Source organism: Neorhodopirellula pilleata, from assembly GCF_007859915.1.
Classification (GTDB): Bacteria; Planctomycetota; Planctomycetia; order Pirellulales; family Pirellulaceae; genus Rhodopirellula; species Rhodopirellula pilleata.
Genome location: NZ_SJPM01000002.1, coordinates 823,475 through 842,511, shown reverse-complemented (window position 1 = coordinate 842,511; position 19,037 = coordinate 823,475). Strand labels below are relative to the sequence as shown.

The 19,037-nt window shown below is 57.3% G+C and carries 14 protein-coding genes; 11 read left to right on the top strand and 3 right to left on the bottom strand.

Going from position 1 to position 19,037, the window contains the following annotated elements; translation table 11 throughout:
• Nucleotides 1–52 precede the first annotated feature (52 nt).
• A complete protein-coding gene (locus Pla100_RS08260; protein WP_146577163.1) occupies nt 53–1,156 on the bottom strand; it encodes a DUF1559 domain-containing protein in 1,104 nt (367 codons plus the stop codon).
• A 555-nt stretch (nt 1,157–1,711) separates the two neighbouring features.
• Here Pla100_RS08260 and Pla100_RS08255 point away from each other — a divergent pair.
• The 4 genes from Pla100_RS08255 to Pla100_RS08240 are packed head-to-tail and all read left to right on the top strand — an operon-like array spanning nt 1,712 to nt 7,161.
• Entirely contained in the window at nt 1,712–2,950 is a 1,239-nt protein-coding gene (locus Pla100_RS08255) for an amino acid aminotransferase (protein WP_146577162.1), read from the top strand.
• Between the two features lie 46 nt (nt 2,951–2,996).
• Nucleotides 2,997–5,000, top strand: coding sequence for a peptide ABC transporter substrate-binding protein (locus Pla100_RS08250; RefSeq protein WP_146577161.1), 2,004 nt, complete (start codon nt 2,997–2,999; stop codon nt 4,998–5,000).
• Nucleotides 4,997–5,926, top strand: coding sequence for an ABC transporter permease (locus Pla100_RS08245; protein WP_146577160.1), 930 nt, complete (start codon nt 4,997–4,999; stop codon nt 5,924–5,926). Before Pla100_RS08250 ends, Pla100_RS08245 begins: the two co-directional genes overlap by 4 nt.
• On the top strand, nt 5,926–7,161 hold the full coding sequence (locus Pla100_RS08240; protein WP_146577366.1) for an ABC transporter permease: 1,236 nt from the start codon (nt 5,926–5,928) through the stop codon (nt 7,159–7,161). The genes Pla100_RS08245 and Pla100_RS08240 overlap by 1 nt, the downstream gene beginning before the upstream one ends.
• Nucleotides 7,162–7,392: 231 nt before the next feature.
• Here Pla100_RS08240 and Pla100_RS08235 read toward each other — a convergent pair whose 3' ends face one another.
• Both Pla100_RS08235 and Pla100_RS08230 read right to left on the bottom strand, forming a co-directional pair.
• Nucleotides 7,393–8,895, bottom strand: coding sequence for an aldehyde dehydrogenase family protein (locus Pla100_RS08235; protein ID WP_146577159.1), 1,503 nt, complete (start codon nt 8,893–8,895; stop codon nt 7,393–7,395).
• A gap of 368 nt (nt 8,896–9,263) precedes the next feature.
• The gene (locus Pla100_RS08230; RefSeq protein ID WP_146577158.1) at nt 9,264–10,403 is read right to left on the bottom strand and encodes an LptF/LptG family permease; all 1,140 of its coding nucleotides are present in this window, start codon (nt 10,401–10,403) and stop codon (nt 9,264–9,266) included.
• Between the two features lie 192 nt (nt 10,404–10,595).
• On the opposite strand from Pla100_RS08230, the gene Pla100_RS08225 reads away from it, so the two are divergent.
• From Pla100_RS08225 to Pla100_RS08195, 7 genes are all read left to right on the top strand, one after another.
• On the top strand, nt 10,596–11,996 hold the full coding sequence (locus tag Pla100_RS08225; protein ID WP_231602835.1) for a M48 family metalloprotease: 1,401 nt from the start codon (nt 10,596–10,598) through the stop codon (nt 11,994–11,996).
• 37 nt (nt 11,997–12,033) lie between these two features.
• A complete protein-coding gene (gene tpx, locus Pla100_RS08220) occupies nt 12,034–12,552 on the top strand; it encodes a thiol peroxidase (RefSeq protein ID WP_146577157.1) in 519 nt (172 codons plus the stop codon).
• Nucleotides 12,553–12,614: 62 nt separating this feature from the next.
• Entirely contained in the window at nt 12,615–13,640 is a 1,026-nt protein-coding gene (locus tag Pla100_RS08215; RefSeq protein ID WP_146577156.1) for a phosphatidate cytidylyltransferase, read from the top strand.
• Between the two features lie 186 nt (nt 13,641–13,826).
• Nucleotides 13,827–14,861 (top strand): PhoH family protein, encoded by a 1,035-nt coding sequence (locus tag Pla100_RS08210; protein ID WP_146577155.1) that lies wholly within the window; start codon nt 13,827–13,829, stop codon nt 14,859–14,861.
• Nucleotides 14,858–17,221 (top strand): HD family phosphohydrolase, encoded by a 2,364-nt coding sequence (locus tag Pla100_RS08205; protein ID WP_146577154.1) that lies wholly within the window; start codon nt 14,858–14,860, stop codon nt 17,219–17,221. The genes Pla100_RS08210 and Pla100_RS08205 overlap by 4 nt, the downstream gene beginning before the upstream one ends.
• The gene (gene ybeY / locus Pla100_RS08200; RefSeq protein WP_146577153.1) at nt 17,221–17,718 is read left to right on the top strand and encodes an rRNA maturation RNase YbeY; all 498 of its coding nucleotides are present in this window, start codon (nt 17,221–17,223) and stop codon (nt 17,716–17,718) included. Before Pla100_RS08205 ends, ybeY begins: the two co-directional genes overlap by 1 nt.
• The gene (locus Pla100_RS08195; RefSeq protein WP_146577152.1) at nt 17,715–19,022 is read left to right on the top strand and encodes a hemolysin family protein; all 1,308 of its coding nucleotides are present in this window, start codon (nt 17,715–17,717) and stop codon (nt 19,020–19,022) included. The genes ybeY and Pla100_RS08195 overlap by 4 nt, the downstream gene beginning before the upstream one ends.
• Nucleotides 19,023–19,037: the final 15 nt, after the last annotated feature.

The following is a 19,037-nucleotide window of genomic DNA, read 5'->3' as shown; positions in this document are numbered from 1 at the left end:
ATCTGAAGACCATTCCCGATCGTAAACGGAAGTTCTTCGTTGTCACACGAGCTTATGGGATTTCGACATCCGCTTCTTGGACATCACGAGTTCCCAATGCGCCCCACAGTCCGTAGGCGGTGTCCGTGCCTTGACGTCCGGCGGGGGCATCTTGGTTGCCGGCTTCGATCGAATCGGTGACGAATTTCACCGCACCATCAGACATCAAGACGTGGCAACCACCTTGGTGACGACTTGACATCGAGAAGTGGCCTTCCGAATTGTGCCAGCCATCGCGACAGCTTTCGCTGTTGGGTGGCCGGATCGTGTGGACGACGCTTCGGGATGCTTGGGCGAATGCCCACGCCGCTCCCCGTGAGCGGGCGCTGCCGCCGGTGGCTGTCCAGAAATTCGGCCGTTGCGGATCGATCAGATTCCGGCAAAGAGCGAGATTGAGCGTCACCCGGTCACCATTGTACATGTCACCGAGGCTCACACGATTCTCTGTCGTGATTTCCCGCCTGTTGGAGTACGTATTGAGTTCACCCATCATGATGGTGTTCGCAAGACCGTCGAGAATATCTCGGAATCCGGTTTCGCGACGGGGAATGAAGACGCCGCGGCAATCGGCGGCCGATTCGTTGTCCAGCGACGACCATGGATTGTCACCGAGACATGGGCCGTAGTTGGCTCGGCCCAATTGGCCCGAAGTCGACTGCATGGGATCACTCGGGCAGCGATACCCGGGAATTGTGGTCCGCCAAGGTGGATAAGTCGCATCCTCCGGTTCAGGACCCATCGGGTTGAAGTCGGGTGTGCTGGCGTTAATTCCGCGTTCCATCGGATTGGAGATCTCCTCCCACAACGCCTGTTGCTCGATGAACGGTAGGATCCCCACCAGCACGCTGAGCGAGCGATCGTTTCCGGGTTGCTTGTTGTTCCAAGCACCGGGGAGGGTTCCGCCCATGTGCCGAGGCAACTGGTTGTACGCGGCGTGGTAATTGTGGAAACCCAAGCCGATTTGCTTGAAATTATTACTGCAACTCATGCGGCGGGCCGCTTCGCGGGCCGCTTGAACCGCGGGCAGCAATAGCCCGACTAACACACCGATAATCGCGATCACGACGAGAAGCTCAACCAGCGTGAAGCCTGTTCGCCAACGCCTCAGTTTCATCATTTCAAATACTCCGGAAAAGGTACCTACGGATTATGACACTGCACGGGAGGAGAACATTACGCATGGCCATCTCCGCAGGTGGCAACTATGGTTGGTAAGCCCTTAAGCCCCGGTGGACTTAAGATCATCTGCATTAGTCACTGACGAAATGAACCCCGTACTTGCAGTACTAGTGTTGGATAATATCACGGAGCGGTGGCCGCTGCAAACCGAATCTGCGTTTACATTTTTTTTTCGAGCCATCGGACAGACTCTATAGCATGAGGTCGGAGCTGCCCGCCGACGCTTGCGGACTGTTGATCTAGTCTGCATCGTAACCCGCTGCGTAAGCGAGGGATGATTGATATTGACTCATCCCTTGCTTACGCAGCGGGTTACTAAAAACCAATGCCACAGGCAAAAGCGAGACTTCAAAACTGACGCCTCGGGTTACGATTAAATCAACAACCCCCTTTCCGGCGGGTGCTCGTGGGCGGAACCCGATGGTCCAAGCTTGTCGGATTGGTTAAGCTCTTGGACTTACTGGATCTTTCACCGCCGCGCCCCCACTTCCGCATGTCCGCGACTCCTTCGGCTACCCGTGCCCCTCATCGCTTCGATTCGATCTCGTTAGCACCCCCGGACGCCATTCTTGGCTTGACCGAGGCATTCAATAGCGACCCCCGCGCCGACAAAATGAACCTGTCGGTAGGCGTCTACAAAGACGCGGCGGGTGTCACCCCGATTTTGCGTTGCGTCAAAGCGGCCGAGCAGAAGCTTCTCGATGGCGAGACGACAAAGGGGTATCTTTCGATCGACGGATTGCCTGATTATCGCGGTGCGGTGCGCGAGATGGTGTTCGGGGACCAAGTTCCCGCCGACCGCGTCGCCATCGTTCAGGCGCCCGGCGGTACGGGGGCTCTGAGCGTTGCAGCCGATTTTCTCGCCTCGCAATGTTCGGCCGGCCCGGGCAAACCGATGCGTGTGTTCTTGCCGACGCCGACTTGGGCGAATCACAACGCGATCATGCAGGACGCCGGATTGGCGGTCGATTCGTACTCCTATCTAGGCAGCGATCGACGGACGCTCGACTTCGATGCGTTGATCAGCGACTTAAAAACGAAGCCGAGCACCGGCGATGCGGTGCTGTTGCATGCGTGTTGCCACAATCCGACCGGCGTCGATCCGACGCCAGATCAGTGGCAGGAGATCGCGTCGGTGCTGTCTCAACGGGGATTGCTGCCCTTCGTCGATTTCGCCTACCAAGGATTCGGCGACGGTCTCGAGCAAGACGCCGCCGGCTTGCGAACGATCTTGGAGAACGTCGATGAAGCGATCGTGTGTTCGTCCTACAGCAAGAACTTTGGTCTGTACAGCGAGCGAGTCGGCGCGGTCGGTTTGGTCGCGGCGTCGGCCCAGGCGACTGCCGCGTCGCTGAGCCAACTCAAACGCTGCGTTCGGTCGAATTATTCCAACCCGCCACGTCATGGTGCGGCGATCGTGGCCACGATCCTTGCCGATTCCGAGCTAACAGCGATGTGGAAAGACGAACTCGAAGAGATGCGATTGCGAATCACGTCGCTGCGTGAGTTGTTCGTCGCCGGCATGGCGAAACAACCCGGTGCACCGGATTTCAAGTTCCTACTCGACCAAAAGGGTATGTTCTCGTTCAGTGGTCTGAGCCCGATGCAAGTCGACGAACTCAAAGCGAAATACGGAATCTACATCGTCGGCAGCGGCCGCATCAACGTCGCCGGCATGAACGAAGATCGAATGGACTGGCTCTGTGACGCGGTCGCCGACGTCGCGTGCTAGTTGCCATCCGCTAATAGCCAACCGCCAACCGCCAAAAGCCTCCCCCATGCCTCTCGAACTCAGACGCGCTTTTGTCATTTTGTCGCTCGTCGTGATCGCGGTGGCGGTCGTGTGGGCGACGCGGTTCGATGCGATGCCACCGGCAGACTTTAGTTTGCAAAACGGCACCGACCCGAAAACGCTCGATCCGCACCGGGCAACCGGGTCTCCCGAAAGCCGGATCTTGTTCAACACGTTCTCGGGTTTGTTGCAAATGTTGCCCGACGGGCCGCCGGATCCAGAGACCGGTCTGCAACCCATGTCGGCTCAACCTGCCGTGGCGAAAAGTTACGAAGTCGCCGACGATAAACTGACCTATACGTTTCACCTTCGTGACGATGCGATGTGGTCGGACGGGACGCCCATCACGTCGCGTGATTTCGTCTGGTCGTGGACCCGGATGCTGCATCCCGGAACGGCTTGCGAGTACAACTTCCAATTGTTCAGCCTGCCGAATGCTCAAGCTTTCAGCACGGGAGTGGTGGAAGTCGATGATCGCGTCGAAGTTGAACTTTGGGATCGACCGTTCCCCGACGGCCGACGCGAAGATGAGGTCGGCGAGGCAAACATCCAGAACTTTCCTCGCGGAACGATGCTATACGGCACCTTGAAAGAGATTCGCAAACCTCCCGAACCGCAACTCGGTGACGACGCCGACGATAAAATCAAGGCGGACGCGATGGGCCAGTGGCAAGAATCGTGGGTTTACGTCGTCGATATCGCCAAGGTCCAAGAAGACACCCCCAACCAAGATGTGTTGTGGGACGACGTCGTTTCGACGCGGATGTTTTGTGCCAACCCGGATTCACCGATCGCCGACGCTCAGACCGCGCGGATTCACAACGTGCTCGTCGCGTTCGATAAACTCGGCGCATTGGAAACCCCCGACGACCATACTTTGGTCGTGCATTTGAAGGATCCGCTGCCTTACTTCCCGTCGTTGACGGCGTACTATCCGTTGTTCCCGGTGCCCAAGCATTGCATCGAGGAGCACGGCATGCCGATGTGGACAAAGCCGGAAAACATTGTTTCCAACGGACCTTATGTCGTGGGCATGCGCCGCCTCCGCGATCGCGTTCGATTGGTCAAGAATCCTCGATGGTTCAATGCGGATTCGGTCGCGATCGAAACGATCGATGCGTTGTCGACCGAGGGGCAAAATACGGCGCTGAACATGTACGAAACCGGGCAACTCGACTGGGTTACCGATCCACCGGGGGCGCTGATGGAAACGCTCCGCGAGCGAGACGATTTTTATTCCGCACCCATGTTGTCGTTGTATTTCTACCGCATCAACACGACCCGCAAACCACTCGATGATCCGCGAGTTCGCCGCGCGATCGCGATGGCGATTAATCGAGTGCAGATCGTCGAACAGGTGACCAAAGCCGGACAAGTGCCCGCCTATTCACTCGTCCCGCCAGGAATCGCCGGATACGAATCGCCACCGGGCTTGGAACCGGATCTCGACCGGGCGAAAGCTTTGTTGGCCGAGGCCGGGTATCCCGGCGGTCGCGGAATTCCCAAGGTCACCATCCTTTACAATACCAGCGAAGGACACCGGGCGATCGCCGAAGTCATCCAACAACAGCTACAAAATACGCTGAACATCAAACTGGAACTGCAAAACATGGAATGGGGCAGTTTTTTGGACAAGACCAACCAGATCGACTACGACATCGCCCGCGCCGGATGGATCGCCGACTACGCCGACCCGAACACGTTCTTGGATTTGTGGGTGACCGGCGGACCGCAAAACAGCACGGGATGGTCCAACCCGGTGTTCGACGGATTGATCGGGCAAGCCGCCGCCGAAACCGACGCCCAAACGCGAATGAAATTACTCGCCGAGGCCGAATCGATTTGGATCGAAGAGATGCCAGTCATCCCGATCTATTTCTACGTCGGGATCAACATGGTCAAGCCGCGTGTCGAGGGTTTCTTTCCGAGCCCCCAAGACATTCATCCGTTTCAGTTGCTGAAGATCCGTGAACCGGAGAGTGTTCGATGAAAGACCTTTTCGGTTATCTGCTGCGTCGATTTGGATGGATGTTGTTCACGGTGTGGGCGGTTTACACGGTTTCATTCGTGTTGATGCGGTTGGTGCCGGGGAACCCGTTTAGTAGCGAGCGGACGGTGCCGCCGGCGATCGAACGACAGCTCCGCGCACGGTACAACCTCGACGCGCCGCCGATTGAACAGTACACCGACTACCTTGTCGGCATTCTGACTCGGTTCGACCTGGGCGTTTCCATCCGTTTGGAAGACTACACCGTCAACGAAGTGCTCGCCGAAGGCTTCCCGGTTTCCGCATCGTTGGCCATCCTCGCGCTCGTGTTTGCGATCACGTTGGGAGTGACCGCTGGAGTGGTATCGGCCGTTTATCGTGGCACGTTGGCCGATTTGTCGATGATGGCGACGGCGGTGCTGGGCATCGCGATTCCCAACTTCGTGCTCGCTTCGTTGGCGATTTTGTTGTTCGTATTCATGATCCCGATCTTCCCCGCCGCCGGCTGGGGAACGCTCAAACAAGTCATGTTACCGGCGTTGTGTTTGGGGGCTCCCGTGGCCGCTTACATCGCGAGGCTGACACGTGCAGGGATGCTGGAAGTGCTCTCCAAGGAACATGTTCGCACAGCGTTCGCCAAGGGTTTGCCCAAGCGAACCGTGATTTTACGCCACGTCTTGCCGGGGGCGCTTTTGCCGGTCGTTTCGTACCTCGGTCCGGCGACCGCAAGTGTCCTGACGGGATCACTCGTGCTCGAGAAAATCTTCGCCTTGCCGGGCATCGGCAGCCATTTCATCTACGCGGCGACGCAGCGTGATTACACGCTCGCGATGGGCATGGTACTGACGTACACGGTGTTGCTATTTGTCATGAACACGTTGGTCGATTTGTCGTACGCGATCATCGACCCGAGGGTCAAATTGGAATGATGACCGAAGCCAAATCATCGCGCGAATCCGATACGCTCGATCGCATCTTGAAGGAGTCGCGAAACATCCGCGGCGTGTCCTTGTGGCAGGACGCCTGGCGACGACTGCGGCGCAATCGCGCGGCGATGGGATCGTTGATCTTCCTGATCGGGTTAGCGTTGGCATCGATCTTCACGCCCGTGCTTCCGTTGCAAAGCCCGATCGACAAAGACCTCAACGACCGGACGTTTTTGTCTCCGTCGTTCACGCCGGTGTCAATGGGATCGCGGGAGGGCTTGAAGTTTCGAGACAACAGTCTGACGGCGGAACTCAATGCGTTCGAACGCGAGGTTGCCGAGGCGCGAGCGGCGATCGCGTCGTTACCATCACCAACGGATCGGGCCGAACAACTCGTTCAACTTCAACAACGCATCGCCGTCGAGCATCCCTTCAACCAATTGTGGAATCAACTGGGGCCTGTCTCGTTTGCCATGGTCCGCGCCCGGGTGGCGATCTTTGGCGACTTCGCGATGCCCTCGCTCTTCGGCACCGACAAACTTGGCCGCGATCTATTGGCTCGAGTTTTTTGGGGGTCGCGTGTTTCGTTGGTCGTCGGCGTGGTCGCCACGTTCGTCAGTCTGATCATCGGTGTCAGTTACGGTGCCATCGCCGGCTATTTCGGCGGTGTCGTCGATGCGATCATGATGCGAATCGTCGACATGCTGTACTCGATCCCGTTCATCTTTGTGGTGATTTTTTTGGTCACGTTCTTGGGCGAAGACAGCGTCAAGAAAGTACTCGACAACTACGGCATCGACCAAATCACGATCTTCTACATCATCATCGGTGCGATCTACTGGTTGACGATGTCGCGGGTCGTTCGCGGCCAGGTGTTGTCGCTGCGTCAAGAACAATTCGTCGAATCGGCGAGGACCGTGGGCGCGTCACCGATGCGAATCGTGTTCCGGCACTTGGTCCCCAACACGTTGGGCGTCGTGATCGTCTATTTGACGTTAACGATCCCCTCGGTGATGTTGTTCGAAGCGTTCCTGTCGTTTCTCGGTCTCGGTGTCGCTCCGCCGGACGTGTCTTTGGGACTGTTACTCAATGACGGAGTGGAAGCCCTTTCGATCGTCAAGTTGTTTTGGTGGGTGGTGGTGTTTCCGGGGGCGGCGTTAGCGCTGACGTTGTTCGCGCTGAACTTCCTCGGTGACGGCTTGCGTGATGCGTTAGACCCGCGGATGAAGAACCGCTAGTGTCGTGTTTCATCGGCTTTGCATCGTAACCCGAAGCGTGAGCGAGGGATTCCTTTTGCATCATAACCCGACGCGTAAGTTTTGAAGTTGCACTTTTGCCTGTGGCATTGGTTTTTCGTAACCCGCTGCGTAAGCGAGGGATAATTGATAATGATTCATCCCTCGCTCACGCTTCGGGTTACCATTAAATCAAGATGCCGGGTTGCGATTGGAGTTGAACGAGGAACCGCACTACAGCGAGATGCAGACCGATTTGGTTTGCAGATAGTTTTCCAGCGCCGCGTGTCCCATCTCGCGGCCCCATCCGGATTGTTTGTAACCGCCGAAAGGTAACGCCGCGTCGAAGATGCTGTAACAGTTGATCCATACCGTTCCCGCCTTGACCGCTTTGGCAAACCGGTGGGCCTTGGAGATGTCTCGGGTCCAGATTCCCGAGGCCAGTCCATAGGCGGAGTTGTTCGCTTGGGCGATCAAATCTCCGTCGTTTTCGAAGGGCATCGCGGCAACGACCGGACCAAAGATCTCTTCGCGGACGACGGACATTTCTTCGGTCGCATGTTTCAAGACGGTGGGCTGGACGAAGTAGCCTGGTCCGTCGATTGCCGAACCGCCGGCGACCGCTTCGGCACCTTGATCGGCGCCCGCTTTCAGAAAGCGGGTGACGCGGTCGTGTTGTTCGCGTGATACGAGCGGTCCCATCTGGGTCGACGCATCGAATCCACTGCCGACTTTGAGATTTTTTGCGATCTCACTGACACCCGCGACGACGTCATCGTAAATTCCCTTTTGCACAAATAATCGCGAACCGGCACTGCACACTTGGCCTTGGTTGAAGAAGATCGCATCGGCGGCTCCGGCGATCGCCATGTCCAAATCCGCGTCGTCGTAAACGACGTTGGGGCTTTTTCCGCCGAGTTCCAGGGTTACCTTTTTCAAGTTACCAGCCGCTGCACCGATAATCAGCTTGCCGACTTCGGTCGATCCGGTGAATGCGACCTTGTCGATCTGTTCGTGCGAAGCGATCGCGGCGCCCGCCGTTTCGCCGAAACCGGTGATGATGTTCACGACTCCGTCGGGGATACCAGCCTCTTGAATCAATTCGCCCAAACGGATCGCCGACAGTGGTGTTTGTTCAGCCGGTTTCAGGACGATCGTGCATCCGGTAGCCAGTGCGGGGCCCAGTTTCCAGGCCGCCATTAATAGCGGGAAGTTCCAAGGGATGATTTGACCGACGACACCGATCGGCTCTTTCAACGTGAAGGCATGGAACTCGCCACCTGGTGCATAGGGCACGTTCAACGGGATCGTATTGCCTTCGATCTTCGTCGCCCAACCGGCCATGTAGCGAAACATGTCGGCGGCGAGCGCCACGTCGGCCGCGCGAGCAACACCGAGCGGTTTGCCGTTGTCGAGCGTCTCGAGTTGGGCGAGTTCGTCGGCGTGCTCCTCGATCAATTCGCCAACGCGCCAAATCAAACGGCCACGATTCGAAGCGGTCATTTTGGACCACGGTCCACCGTCGAACGCGGCGCGGGCCGCTTTGACCGCTCGATCCACGTCGGCGGCATCTCCTTCGGCGGCTTGGGCAATGACCTGATCGGTTGCCGGGTCGAACACATCGAAATGCTTGCCGCTGGCCGAATTCACCCATTTGCCGCCGATCAACAACTGCTTCGGTTGGCTGAGAAAGGACTGCAATGCGGCGGGGACCGAAGACGCGGTTGCGGTGGACATGATGAACTCCGTTGAAAGGGATGGGGTTTCTAGGAGTGAATTGTAGCGTTTCGAAAAAGCCGCGGGCATTGCCTCACCCGACCGTATCCGTAGTCGTATTCGTAGTCGTAGGCTGGGTGGAGGAGGCTCTGCGACGAACACCCGGCATTTAGCCTAAACCTAAACCTAAACCTAAACCTAAACCTAAACCTAAACCTAAACTTGAACTTCCGCTCCGCAATCGCGTACTCATCGCCAGCATTTCCTAGCCCCGAGGAATGACGAGTTTAAGTTTAAGTTGAGGTTTAAGTTTAAGTTTTTCGATAAGGCCTGTTGCCGGGTCTCCGCTATCGCTGCGAGCCAGCCGACATCGCGATTAGGGCTAGAGATTAGACGTGTTGGACCGCTCGCAGGCGGGTGAATGCGAGCGGGCAGACGACCAGCAACGGTAGCCATGCCGCGATGCCCGGCGAAACCAAGGTGCCCGAACCGCCCAACGCGCTCGCGATCGTCTTGAGCAGGAAGAACAGCAGCACCATCCCGACGGCCGATCCGATCATCACGAACAGTTTTCGGTCGCGTGAATTGACGACCATCGGCAAGATCAACAACACCAAACCGAAATCCAGCGGAGCTCGTACGATCCGTTCGTGAAGTGTTGTCTGCAACGCCAAACTGCTGTGTACGTCGGGGTTGCGGATACGCCCAGACAATTCAGCGATCGATGCCAAGCGGACGGCCGTATCTTGAGTTTGCAACATATTGGGATGCACGGTCGTGACCAGGAAACAATTTCCTTTAGCTAGCCATGGTTGATCAGCCGCAGTCATTAGCACCCAGCGATCATTGCGACTGACCGAGGCGATCCGATCGATCGACTCGGGCCGCTTGACGTTTTCAAGCAGATAGCCCGCCGGGTGATCGGCATCGGCCGGTACCCATCGAGCGATCTCGGCGATCAACAGATCTCCGAAATCCTTGTAATCACTGTCGATGCGAAAATTCGGACGGGTGATCGTCCCCGACTCGGCCCTCAGCTTGGCCCCCTCGATCAAGATGCCGACCGCTTGGTCGAAGGTCGGGCGGACGGCTTGCTCGACTTCGCCGTCTAGGTTCTCGGCTTTCATGGTTAAGGAGTTGCGGAAGTGCGGGATGACCAATTCGCGGCTGGCGAATTGCCCCACGATGATGATCAGTGCCGCGACCACCATCGGTCGAAAGATCCGGCCGTGCGATACTCCGGCTGAAAGGGTCGCGGTTAGTTCGCCGGTCCGCCTCAGCCAACCGACGGTGAACAGGAACGCCATCAGCGTGATGATCGCCCCAGTCATATCAAAAAGCAGGATCAGATATGGCCCGTAAAAACGGATCGCCACGATCACGAGCGATTCGCCTTTGCGAGATTGAGCGACGAGGTCATCAAACGCGGTGAACGCGTGAAACACGATGAAAATGCCCGCCAACGACAAAAAACACACGAAAACCGTGCGCAGGAACAACAACAGGATGTAGCGATCGATTTTGGTCATGGCGCGACGATTGTGATGGTTTCTCGGCGGCCACGACAAGATCAATGCACCCTTTCGACCGGCGCATCCGGTACAATTCGTTGGCTCCGGGTACCTATTCGCCTAAAATCACGCGGTGGATCGCGCCAAGTCGAATCGAATCGGTTTTGATGGGCGTGATCGGCTCATCGCTCACCCACCCCGAGAATCGTTTTGACGCTCTACATCTTTCTGCTCGTGATCGTCTCGTTGATGTGCGGGTCGGCTCCGGCCAACGGCGACCTTTCGGTGCGCTGCGTTTGGGCGACGTTGGCGATGTTGTCTGGCTGGATCATCCTGGGTCACGTCTCGGCCCGTTGGATGGCCCGGCAGGTGCTTCGCGGCGAAGTCGAGTTCAACGTGGCGGCGAATGGTTTGCGGTCTCAACTTGATATCTTTCGCTGGTTCGCGTTGCCGATCGTGATCATGTGCTTGTACGGATTCTCATTGTCGGCTTACAGCCGCGCTCAACCGGTGATTCAATCGAGCATGTTTTTGCAAGCGATCGTGCTGTTGTCGCCCGGCTTTTCGTTGCTCGTTTCGACTTGGTCGGCTGAATATTACTTTGCCGTCGCCGTCGGGACCCAGCCTCGGCGATTGGGAGGATACCTTTCCGCGATGACACGCATGTTTCGCTCCGGTCCGGCTTGGTTGATCGTGCCCACATTGACCGTGATGGCGGCGGGCGATTTGTTGCAACAAGTGCAAGTGCGCTCGGAATCTTGGGATCACTGGATCGGTGACGCGATCGTGTCGTGGTTGCCGGCCATGTTGTTGGTTATCGGATCGTTGGTTGTGTTCGCGTTGCCGTGGTTGGTCCGATGGTTGGCCAAGACCGAACCGATCGACGGTTCGACTGAATCGGAAATCCGTTGTTGGCTCAGACGCTGCGGATTCTCAACACATTGGTTGTTCGGGATGCAAGTCGCCCGGTGGGATACCGGCGGCCGGATGCTCAACGCGATGGTCGCCGGTGTGATTCGTCCGGGACGATTGCTGTTGATGTCGGATCGTTTGCTCGACGAACTGCCGCGGGGCCAGCGAATGTTGGTCGTCATGCACGAGTTGGCCCATGTCAAACGCTGGCACGTTCCGTTGAGGATGGCCGCGATCTTGCCGGCTTGGTTCGTTTCGAGTTACTGCGGTGAGTTCTTGATCGAGTACGGATGGTTTGACGAAACTGTTGGCGCGGCCATCGGAGCGGTATCGGGTTTGGTCACGACGATCGTTTGCTTGGGGCTCGTCAGTCATTTCTGTGAACTCGACGCCGACGCGGTTGCCTGTCGTTTGGCGGTCCGCGCGAGCCGGAGAACCGAAACCGAAACCGAAGTCGGTGTGGGAGCAGCTTCGGCGTTGGATTCACCCGTGCTTTCGCGAATGCCGGAAGCGGAGATGACGATCGAAATGGCGGCGGAGCTGATGGCCGACGCGCTCGTTCGCGTGACCGCCGACCATCCTGCGTCGCGGAAGGTGAGTTGGTTGCACCCTAGTTTGGCGACACGGGTGGGCCGATTGCGCCGGATCTCGTACCCGCTTCCCGATCAGCGGGCTGAAGGGCATACTTGGGCGTTGTGAATAACTTCCCAATCCCTCGTAACCGAGAGTTTATCTGATGAGTCAAAGTGGCGTGATCACGTTCAAGGGCAACCCCATGACCCTCGCCGGCAGTGCCCTGCAAGTCGGCCAATCGGCACCCGACTTTAAATTGCACTACGCTCACGAAGGCCTGAAAACGCTCACGTTGGCGGATTTGAAAGGCAAGCCGTCGATCGTCAGTATCGTTCCCAGCCTCGACACCCCGACCTGTGCGACGCAAACGAAGACCTTCAATCAAAAGCTCGGTGAAATGGGCGAGAAGATTAACGCCGTCACCGTCAGCCGCGACTTGCCGTTCGCCCAGGCTCGTTTTTGCGGCGCCGAGGACGTCAAGATGCGAACGGCCAGCGATTACCAAACTCACGAGTTCGGCGAAGACTACGGCGTCGAAATCGAAGAGCTGAAGTTGCTCTCGCGAGCCGTGTTCGTGCTCGATGCCGAAGGCAAAGTGACTTACAAAGAAATCGTTTCGGAAGTCACGCAAGAGCCGAACTACGACGCGGCGCTGCAGGCGCTCGGCGATCTGGTCGGCTAGGGGTTGGTTCCACCTCCGCAAACAACGAATGCCATGATCCCCCAACCCCAAACGACGATCTCTTGTTAGCCGATCGGCTTCGCTCCAGTTTCGCTTTGATCCTCGGTACGGCGGCGTTTTTGTACCTCGACGCGCGGTACCATACCGAGGGTGCGGGTGGGTTGTTTCTGATTCCGTTGTTGTTGTTCTTCGTCTTCGGCACCGCTTCGGATCTAACCGGTTTGGTTACCCAGGCCGGTTTTCCGGTGCATCGAATGGTAACCGTGGGCGGAGCGATCTTGGTGGCTCTGTCGCCGTCGATCGTGATGATTTGGAACGCTTCATCCTGGGTAATGCCGCAATCGGTCTCGCCTTATCCGGTGAATTGTCCGATCGGCCAGGTCGGTTGGATCGCGATCTCACTCGGGTTTATTGTTGGCACCTTGTTCCTTTGCGAGATGAAAGACTACTCATCGGAGTCGGACACGGACTTGGTGCTGCGTCGATTGCTCGCCGGAATCTTTATTGTTGCTTACCTAGGCGTTTTGATGTCGTTCTTGGTGCTGATCCGCAGTCTAGGAACGGGCAACTGGGGATTGGCGGCGCTGTTGACGATGATCGCGACAACCAAGAGCACTGATATCGGTGCATACTTTACGGGCAAAGCCATCGGTCGACGGAAGTTGATCCCGCGACTGAGTCCCGGCAAGACGTGGGAGGGCGCGATCGGCGGGGTCGTCGTCGCGACGATCGTAGCGATGTTGTGTTTGCAGTTCTTGTTCCCCGCCGTCTTGGATGGTTTTGGCGAACCCGAAGCCCGCCCAGATGTCTTGATCGAGACCCCGTTGGGGAATGTCGAATTTTCAGGGTTGATTCCGAGGGCAATTCCTACGCCTGCGGTGCCTCCGATTTGGCTGGCGTTTGTGCTCGGCCCGGTACTCGCGATTAGCGGAATGGTGGGGGATTTGGCGGAATCGTTGGTCAAACGAGCCTGCCATTCCAAGGATTCCGGGGATTGGCTTCCCGGCATGGGGGGGGTCTGGGATGTGACGGATTCGCTCATATTCGCGGCTTTGCCGTCTTTTCTGTGTTTCGTGGCAGCGGCATGATGGCCGTGACGTCAGGCATGAAAAATCCGGGATTCGAGCCGGGGGCGTTGGCTTGATGCTTCCCCTGGCGTATAGAATCTGCGTTCGCCCCGGCGATGTTTCTCCGGCGATCGTTACGACGGCGTCCATCTCTGCGACTTCCGTTTGTTTTTCCGTATTGTGTATTGAGGTTCCGTGAAGCCCGTCATGAATGAAGCCACGCTGTCGACGGCTGGCCCCGAGGAAGTGTTGACGTTGTTCGGTCCGCGTGACCAGCACGTCCGCAAGCTTCGACGATTGTTCGATGTCGACATCACTCATCGTGACGGCCGGATTCGAGTCGCCGGGGAAGAGGACAACGTCAACGCGACGTTAAGAGCCCTCGAACGCCTCCGCGTGATCGTCCGCGCCAAAAAATCCTTGGGAATCGGGGACGTCGAAACGGCGATCGCCGAAGAAGGCGTCAAAGGCGATGACGAAAAGACCGGACGCGTCGGTCGACCGCAAGCCGATCCGATCAACATTCAAAACGCCGGCCGTAAAATTTCCCCGCGAACGCCCGGCCAAGCCAAGTACGTCGAGGCGATCCGCAAACACGATCTTACTTTCGCAACCGGACCGGCCGGATGTGGCAAGACCTATTTGGCGGTCGCTACGGCGGTCGAGGCCTACAAGGCGGGCACGGTTCGCAAGATCGTTTTGGTTCGACCGGCCGTCGAGGCGGGCGAGAGCTTAGGGTTTTTGCCTGGCGATCTGAGGGCGAAACTGAATCCATATTTGCGGCCGCTCATGGACGCACTCGGTGAGATGGTCGATTACGACCAAGCCCGCGGGTTGATGGAACAGGATGTGATCGAGATCATTCCGTTGGCTTACATGCGTGGACGAACGCTCAATGACGCTTTCATTATTTTGGATGAAGCCCAAAACACCACCGTCGCCCAGATGAAAATGTTTTTGACCCGGATGGGCGAACATTCCAAAATGGTCGTCAGCGGCGATGCAACGCAATTGGACTTGCCCCGCGGTGTCCGCAGCGGCCTGCATGACGCGCTCCATCGACTCGGCAAGATCGAAGGCATCGGCGTGATCCGGTTGTCTTCTCACGACATCGTTCGCCATCGGTTGGTGCAGAAAATTGTCGAAGCTTACGAAGCTTCCGAAAAACTGGACGCTGACCAGCCTCCTGATGCGCATCCCCGCGCACAAGCTCCTGAAACGCGCGGTGTTCCGGATTCATGAGTAGTGCGAAAACGCAGCGTGCCGGCAAAGAGCGGATTCAGTCGCTCGGAATCCCCAAGCCGAAATGGGCTGCCTGGTGGGACCACAGCAACAAGAGCGATCTGGCGATTCGGTTCGGGTTGGCAACGGTCGCCGCGGTCTTGTTGTTGGTCGTGTGTCGGACTTGGCAACCGACGTTCGCGTATCGCATGGGTGCCATTCCGGCCCGCGACTTAATGACCCGGGTGACGTTCCAGGTTCCCGACAAAGTCGCCACCGAGGATCTCAAAGAACGTAAACGCCGGGAAGTGTTGACGCTTTATCGCAACACTCCTAAACGACTCGAGCAACTCCGTGCCGCGCTGCGAAATAAGTTGTTTTTGATTTTAGGTGCGTCGTCGTTCGAGCAACTCGGCACCGAAGAGCGGGCCGCATTGACCGAGTTTTACGAGGGTAGCGAGACAACTCCGGAAGAGGATTCGCCGGCGGAGCGATTCGCGCTGCTCAAACGAGTTTTTAATGAAGACAAGGAGCTAACCGAACTCGAAGAGGTCGTCGAGCTATCGATGGTTCCGTTGTATAAGAACGGTCTGTTGCAGGCACCGCAACACTCCGCCGAACAGGGATCTCAGCGGATGATACGTGTTTTCCAAGCCGATCAGGCTGACGAAGCCGTGCCGGTGGAATTGTCCAAGGTGCGGATCGCCGAAGCCGGCGGTGTGCTCGAAAAATTGCTAAAAGATCAATTCCGTACGCGTTTCGAAGGCGAGGAGGGCCAAGTCGCCGCTCGCATGATCGGCCAGTGGTTGCGGGAACGGTTGCCCGAGTACGAAACGCTGAAGTACGACGACGATGCATCCCAAGCCGCTCGAGAGCAAGCCGCCGACGCCGTCGAGACGGTGATGATGACGTTCTACACCGGGCAATCAAAACTCGCCGACGCTGGTAAGCCGCTGACGGTCCGCGAACTTGATTTGCTGCGTAGCGAATGGGAAGTTTTGATCGAAAACATGCAAGTCTCCGATCGTCTGGCGCGCGTGATCGCGTTTGGTGGAATGATCGTGGCGTTGTATCTGTTGTGTGGTTCGTACATTTGGTTCGTCGATGATCGTGAGTTGGTTCGCGATCCTTATCGGTTGGCACGTCTGTTGGCCTTGATGGTCACCACAATCGCGCTGAGTTACTACGCGTCGCGTGACGCTTGGCGGGCCGAACTCGTGCCGCTCGTTTTGACGTCGATTACGGCGGCGGTGGTCTACGGTCGCGAGTTGGCGCTCTTGCTGATGGCGGCGGCGAGTCTGTCGGTCACGTTGTTGTTGGGCGCGGACTTGTCGAACTTAGTGGTCATGGCGGCCGCTTGTACATCGTGTACGTTGTTGCCTGGTCGCATCCGCAGCCGCACGCACTTAATCACCGTCGGAGCGATCAGTGCGGCGATCACGGTCTTGACCGTGATTGGCGTCGGAATCGTGACCGGACAAACGCTCTCATCAGGCTCCCCCGGCGACGGATTGGAACCACTGTTCATGGACGGTCCCATGCAGCGCGTCTTGTCGGGGTTGCTCGCCGAAGCGGGCTGGGCGGGGTTGTGTATTTGGGTATCGTCGTTGGCGATGACCGGTTTATTACCCTTGATCGAAAAAGGCTTCGGTGTTCAAACCGATTTATCGTTGCTCGAACTTGGTGACGCCAGCCACCCGTTGTTACGTCGTTTGGCGCAACGTGCTCCGGGGACGTACAACCACTCGATCAACGTCGCGTCGATCGCCGAAGCGGCCGCCGATGCGATCGGTGCCAACGGCTTGTTGGTTCGCGTCGGGGCGTACTTCCATGACATCGGCAAGATGTTCAAGCCCGAATATTTCATCGAGAATCAATCCGCCGGAATCAATCAGCATGATTCGTTGCAACCGGCGATGAGCACGTTGGTGATCATCGCTCACGTCAAAGACGGAGCCGACTTGGCCCGCAACCACCATTTGCCGGCGCCGATCATCGATTTCATTTTGCAGCACCACGGCACGACGTTGGTCGAGTACTTCTATCGGGAGGCGGCCAAACGCAGCGAAGAGGACCCTAATCGCGAAGCGGTCAGTGACAAGGACTTCCGTTATCCGGGGCCGAAACCGCAAACACTCGAGGCGGCCGTGTTGATGTTGGCCGACACCGTCGAAAGTGCCTCGCGGACGTTGGTCGATCCCACGCCCGCGCGGATTTCGAATCTGGTCGACGCGATCGCCCAGAAAAAAGTCGCCGACGGTCAGTTCGATGAATGTGGTTTAACGTTTTCTCAATTACACCGCGTCCGTCAAAGTCTCGTCAAATCGCTGACCGCGATTTACCACGCACGCGTCAAGTATCCAGGCCAGCAATCGGCGTGATGACGAACATCGAAACCTTGATCGACTCGGACGCGGAGGATCCTTTTGCGGCGGCGGGTATTCGCGAAACGGATTTGCAATCGGCCGTCATCGCTGCGGCTCAGGTCGGCCATTGTGATCGGATCAGCGTCGGTGTTCGGGTCACCATGGATGCGGCGATTCACCAAATCAATCGCCAATTTTTACAACACGACTACCCCACCGACGTGATCAGTTTTCCGTATGATTTGGTACCGCCTCGCGTTGAAGGCGAATTGGTCGTGAGTCTCGAAACGGCGATCGCTCAGGCGACCGTTGCCGGTTGGTCCATACGAGAGGAGTTGTTGCTTTACGTGGTTCACGGAACATTGCACTTGGTCGGCTACGACGACACGACGGAGCCCTTGCGATCCGAAATGAGGCTCGCCGAACGAACCGGACTCGCATCGTTGGGAATTGTGCCGCCGATGGACGAGGAACCAGCACGGTCGGCATCCGCTGAGGATCGTGCCCGATGAACGAACTCTCTGCGATTGTCAGCCAACCGATCATCGGTTGGAATTTGTTTTGGGCTCTTACCGGGTTTATTCTCGGGAGTGTCGGCGGTCTCGGCGTCGAGTTGCTCGACGGTTTCGCCGGACGATCACTCGAGGTGTACTGCCGCGTCCGCAAGAATCGCGAGCGGTTCGGTGCGGTGTTGGATCACCAGGACGACGCGATCCGTGGCAGCGAATACTTGCGGATGATCGGAACGGTGGTGTTCTTGATGTTCGGAACGCTCGTCGTGGTCGAGCATCAAGGTCATGCGTGGAATGTCCTGACCACGTGGGCGGTTGTGGCTTGTTTGTTGATCATGTTGACGCATCTGTGGTTGCCGGCCGCGATCACCCGATTTACCTCCTCACCGCTACTGTACTTTACCTGGCCGTTTTGGTTTTTGCTGTCGGTCGCGATGCGGCCGTTGCAGGGTCCCGGCGAGCTACTTGAGATCATGACCCGTCGATTGGCCGGTAAGATCGAACACGAAGACGAAGACGAGGAACAACTCGAAGACGAGATCCGCACGATCGTCACGGCGGGCACTCGCGAAGGTTACTTCGGTCCGGGCGTTCGTGAGATGATCCAAGGCGTAATGGAACTGCACGAAGACACCGTCGGTCACATCATGACACCGCGCGGCGACGTCGAAGCGATCGATGTGAAAACGATGTGGCCGGAGGCGATCAACAAAATCATCGCCAGCGGCCGGACGCGTTATCCGGTTTACGAAGAAAGCCTCGACAACGTCGTCGGAATCTTATTCGTCAAAGACTTGTTGCCGTTCCTCGTTTCACAAAAGTTACCCGACCAACCGATCCTGGATCTGTGCCGTCGGCCTTGGTCGGTCCCCAAGGACCGCAGCGTGGAGTCGTTGTTGCGAGAGTTTTTGCACAACCGTTCGCACATGGCGATCGTCGTCGATGAGTTCCAACAGACCGCCGGCGTCGTTACGATCGAAGACGCACTCGAGGAAATCGTTGGCGAAATCGTGGACGAGTCCGACGAAGAAGAAGAGTACGAGATTCGAGTGATCGACGACGACACGATCGAAGTCGACGGTCGCGTGATGATCGACGACATCAATGAGTTGATTCACTGGAACCTACCCGAGAGCGAAGATTACGAAACGATTGCGGGATGGGTCCTTTACCACACCGGCGCGATCCCCGATCCAGGTCAGCAATTACGGTTGAACGAGTTCGAGATCGAAGTCCTGAGAGCGACCAACCGAAAGATCGAATCGATGCAACTGCGACGTGGCATCGCGGGCAACGCAAGCTAACCGTGGCGATTTTTT

Bases quoted from the DNA above. Each gene is read 5' to 3' on its own strand.
- Pla100_RS08205 (WP_146577154.1), top strand. From the start codon at position 14,858: ATGAGTAGTGCGAAAACGCAGCGTGCCGGCAAAGAGCGGATTCAGTCG.
- Pla100_RS08240 (WP_146577366.1), top strand. From the start codon at position 5,926: ATGACCGAAGCCAAATCATCGCGCGAATCCGATACGCTCGATCGCATC.
- ybeY (WP_146577153.1), top strand. From the start codon at position 17,221: ATGACGAACATCGAAACCTTGATCGACTCGGACGCGGAGGATCCTTTT.
- Pla100_RS08255 (WP_146577162.1), top strand. From the start codon at position 1,712: ATGTCCGCGACTCCTTCGGCTACCCGTGCCCCTCATCGCTTCGATTCG.
- Pla100_RS08235 (WP_146577159.1), bottom strand. From the start codon at position 8,895: ATGTCCACCGCAACCGCGTCTTCGGTCCCCGCCGCATTGCAGTCCTTT.
- Pla100_RS08245 (WP_146577160.1), top strand. From the start codon at position 4,997: ATGAAAGACCTTTTCGGTTATCTGCTGCGTCGATTTGGATGGATGTTG.
- Pla100_RS08250 (WP_146577161.1), top strand. From the start codon at position 2,997: ATGCCTCTCGAACTCAGACGCGCTTTTGTCATTTTGTCGCTCGTCGTG.
- Pla100_RS08230 (WP_146577158.1), bottom strand. From the start codon at position 10,403: ATGACCAAAATCGATCGCTACATCCTGTTGTTGTTCCTGCGCACGGTT.
- tpx (WP_146577157.1), top strand. From the start codon at position 12,034: ATGAGTCAAAGTGGCGTGATCACGTTCAAGGGCAACCCCATGACCCTC.
- Pla100_RS08260 (WP_146577163.1), bottom strand. From the start codon at position 1,156: ATGATGAAACTGAGGCGTTGGCGAACAGGCTTCACGCTGGTTGAGCTT.
- Pla100_RS08210 (WP_146577155.1), top strand. From the start codon at position 13,827: ATGAATGAAGCCACGCTGTCGACGGCTGGCCCCGAGGAAGTGTTGACG.
- Pla100_RS08195 (WP_146577152.1), top strand. From the start codon at position 17,715: ATGAACGAACTCTCTGCGATTGTCAGCCAACCGATCATCGGTTGGAAT.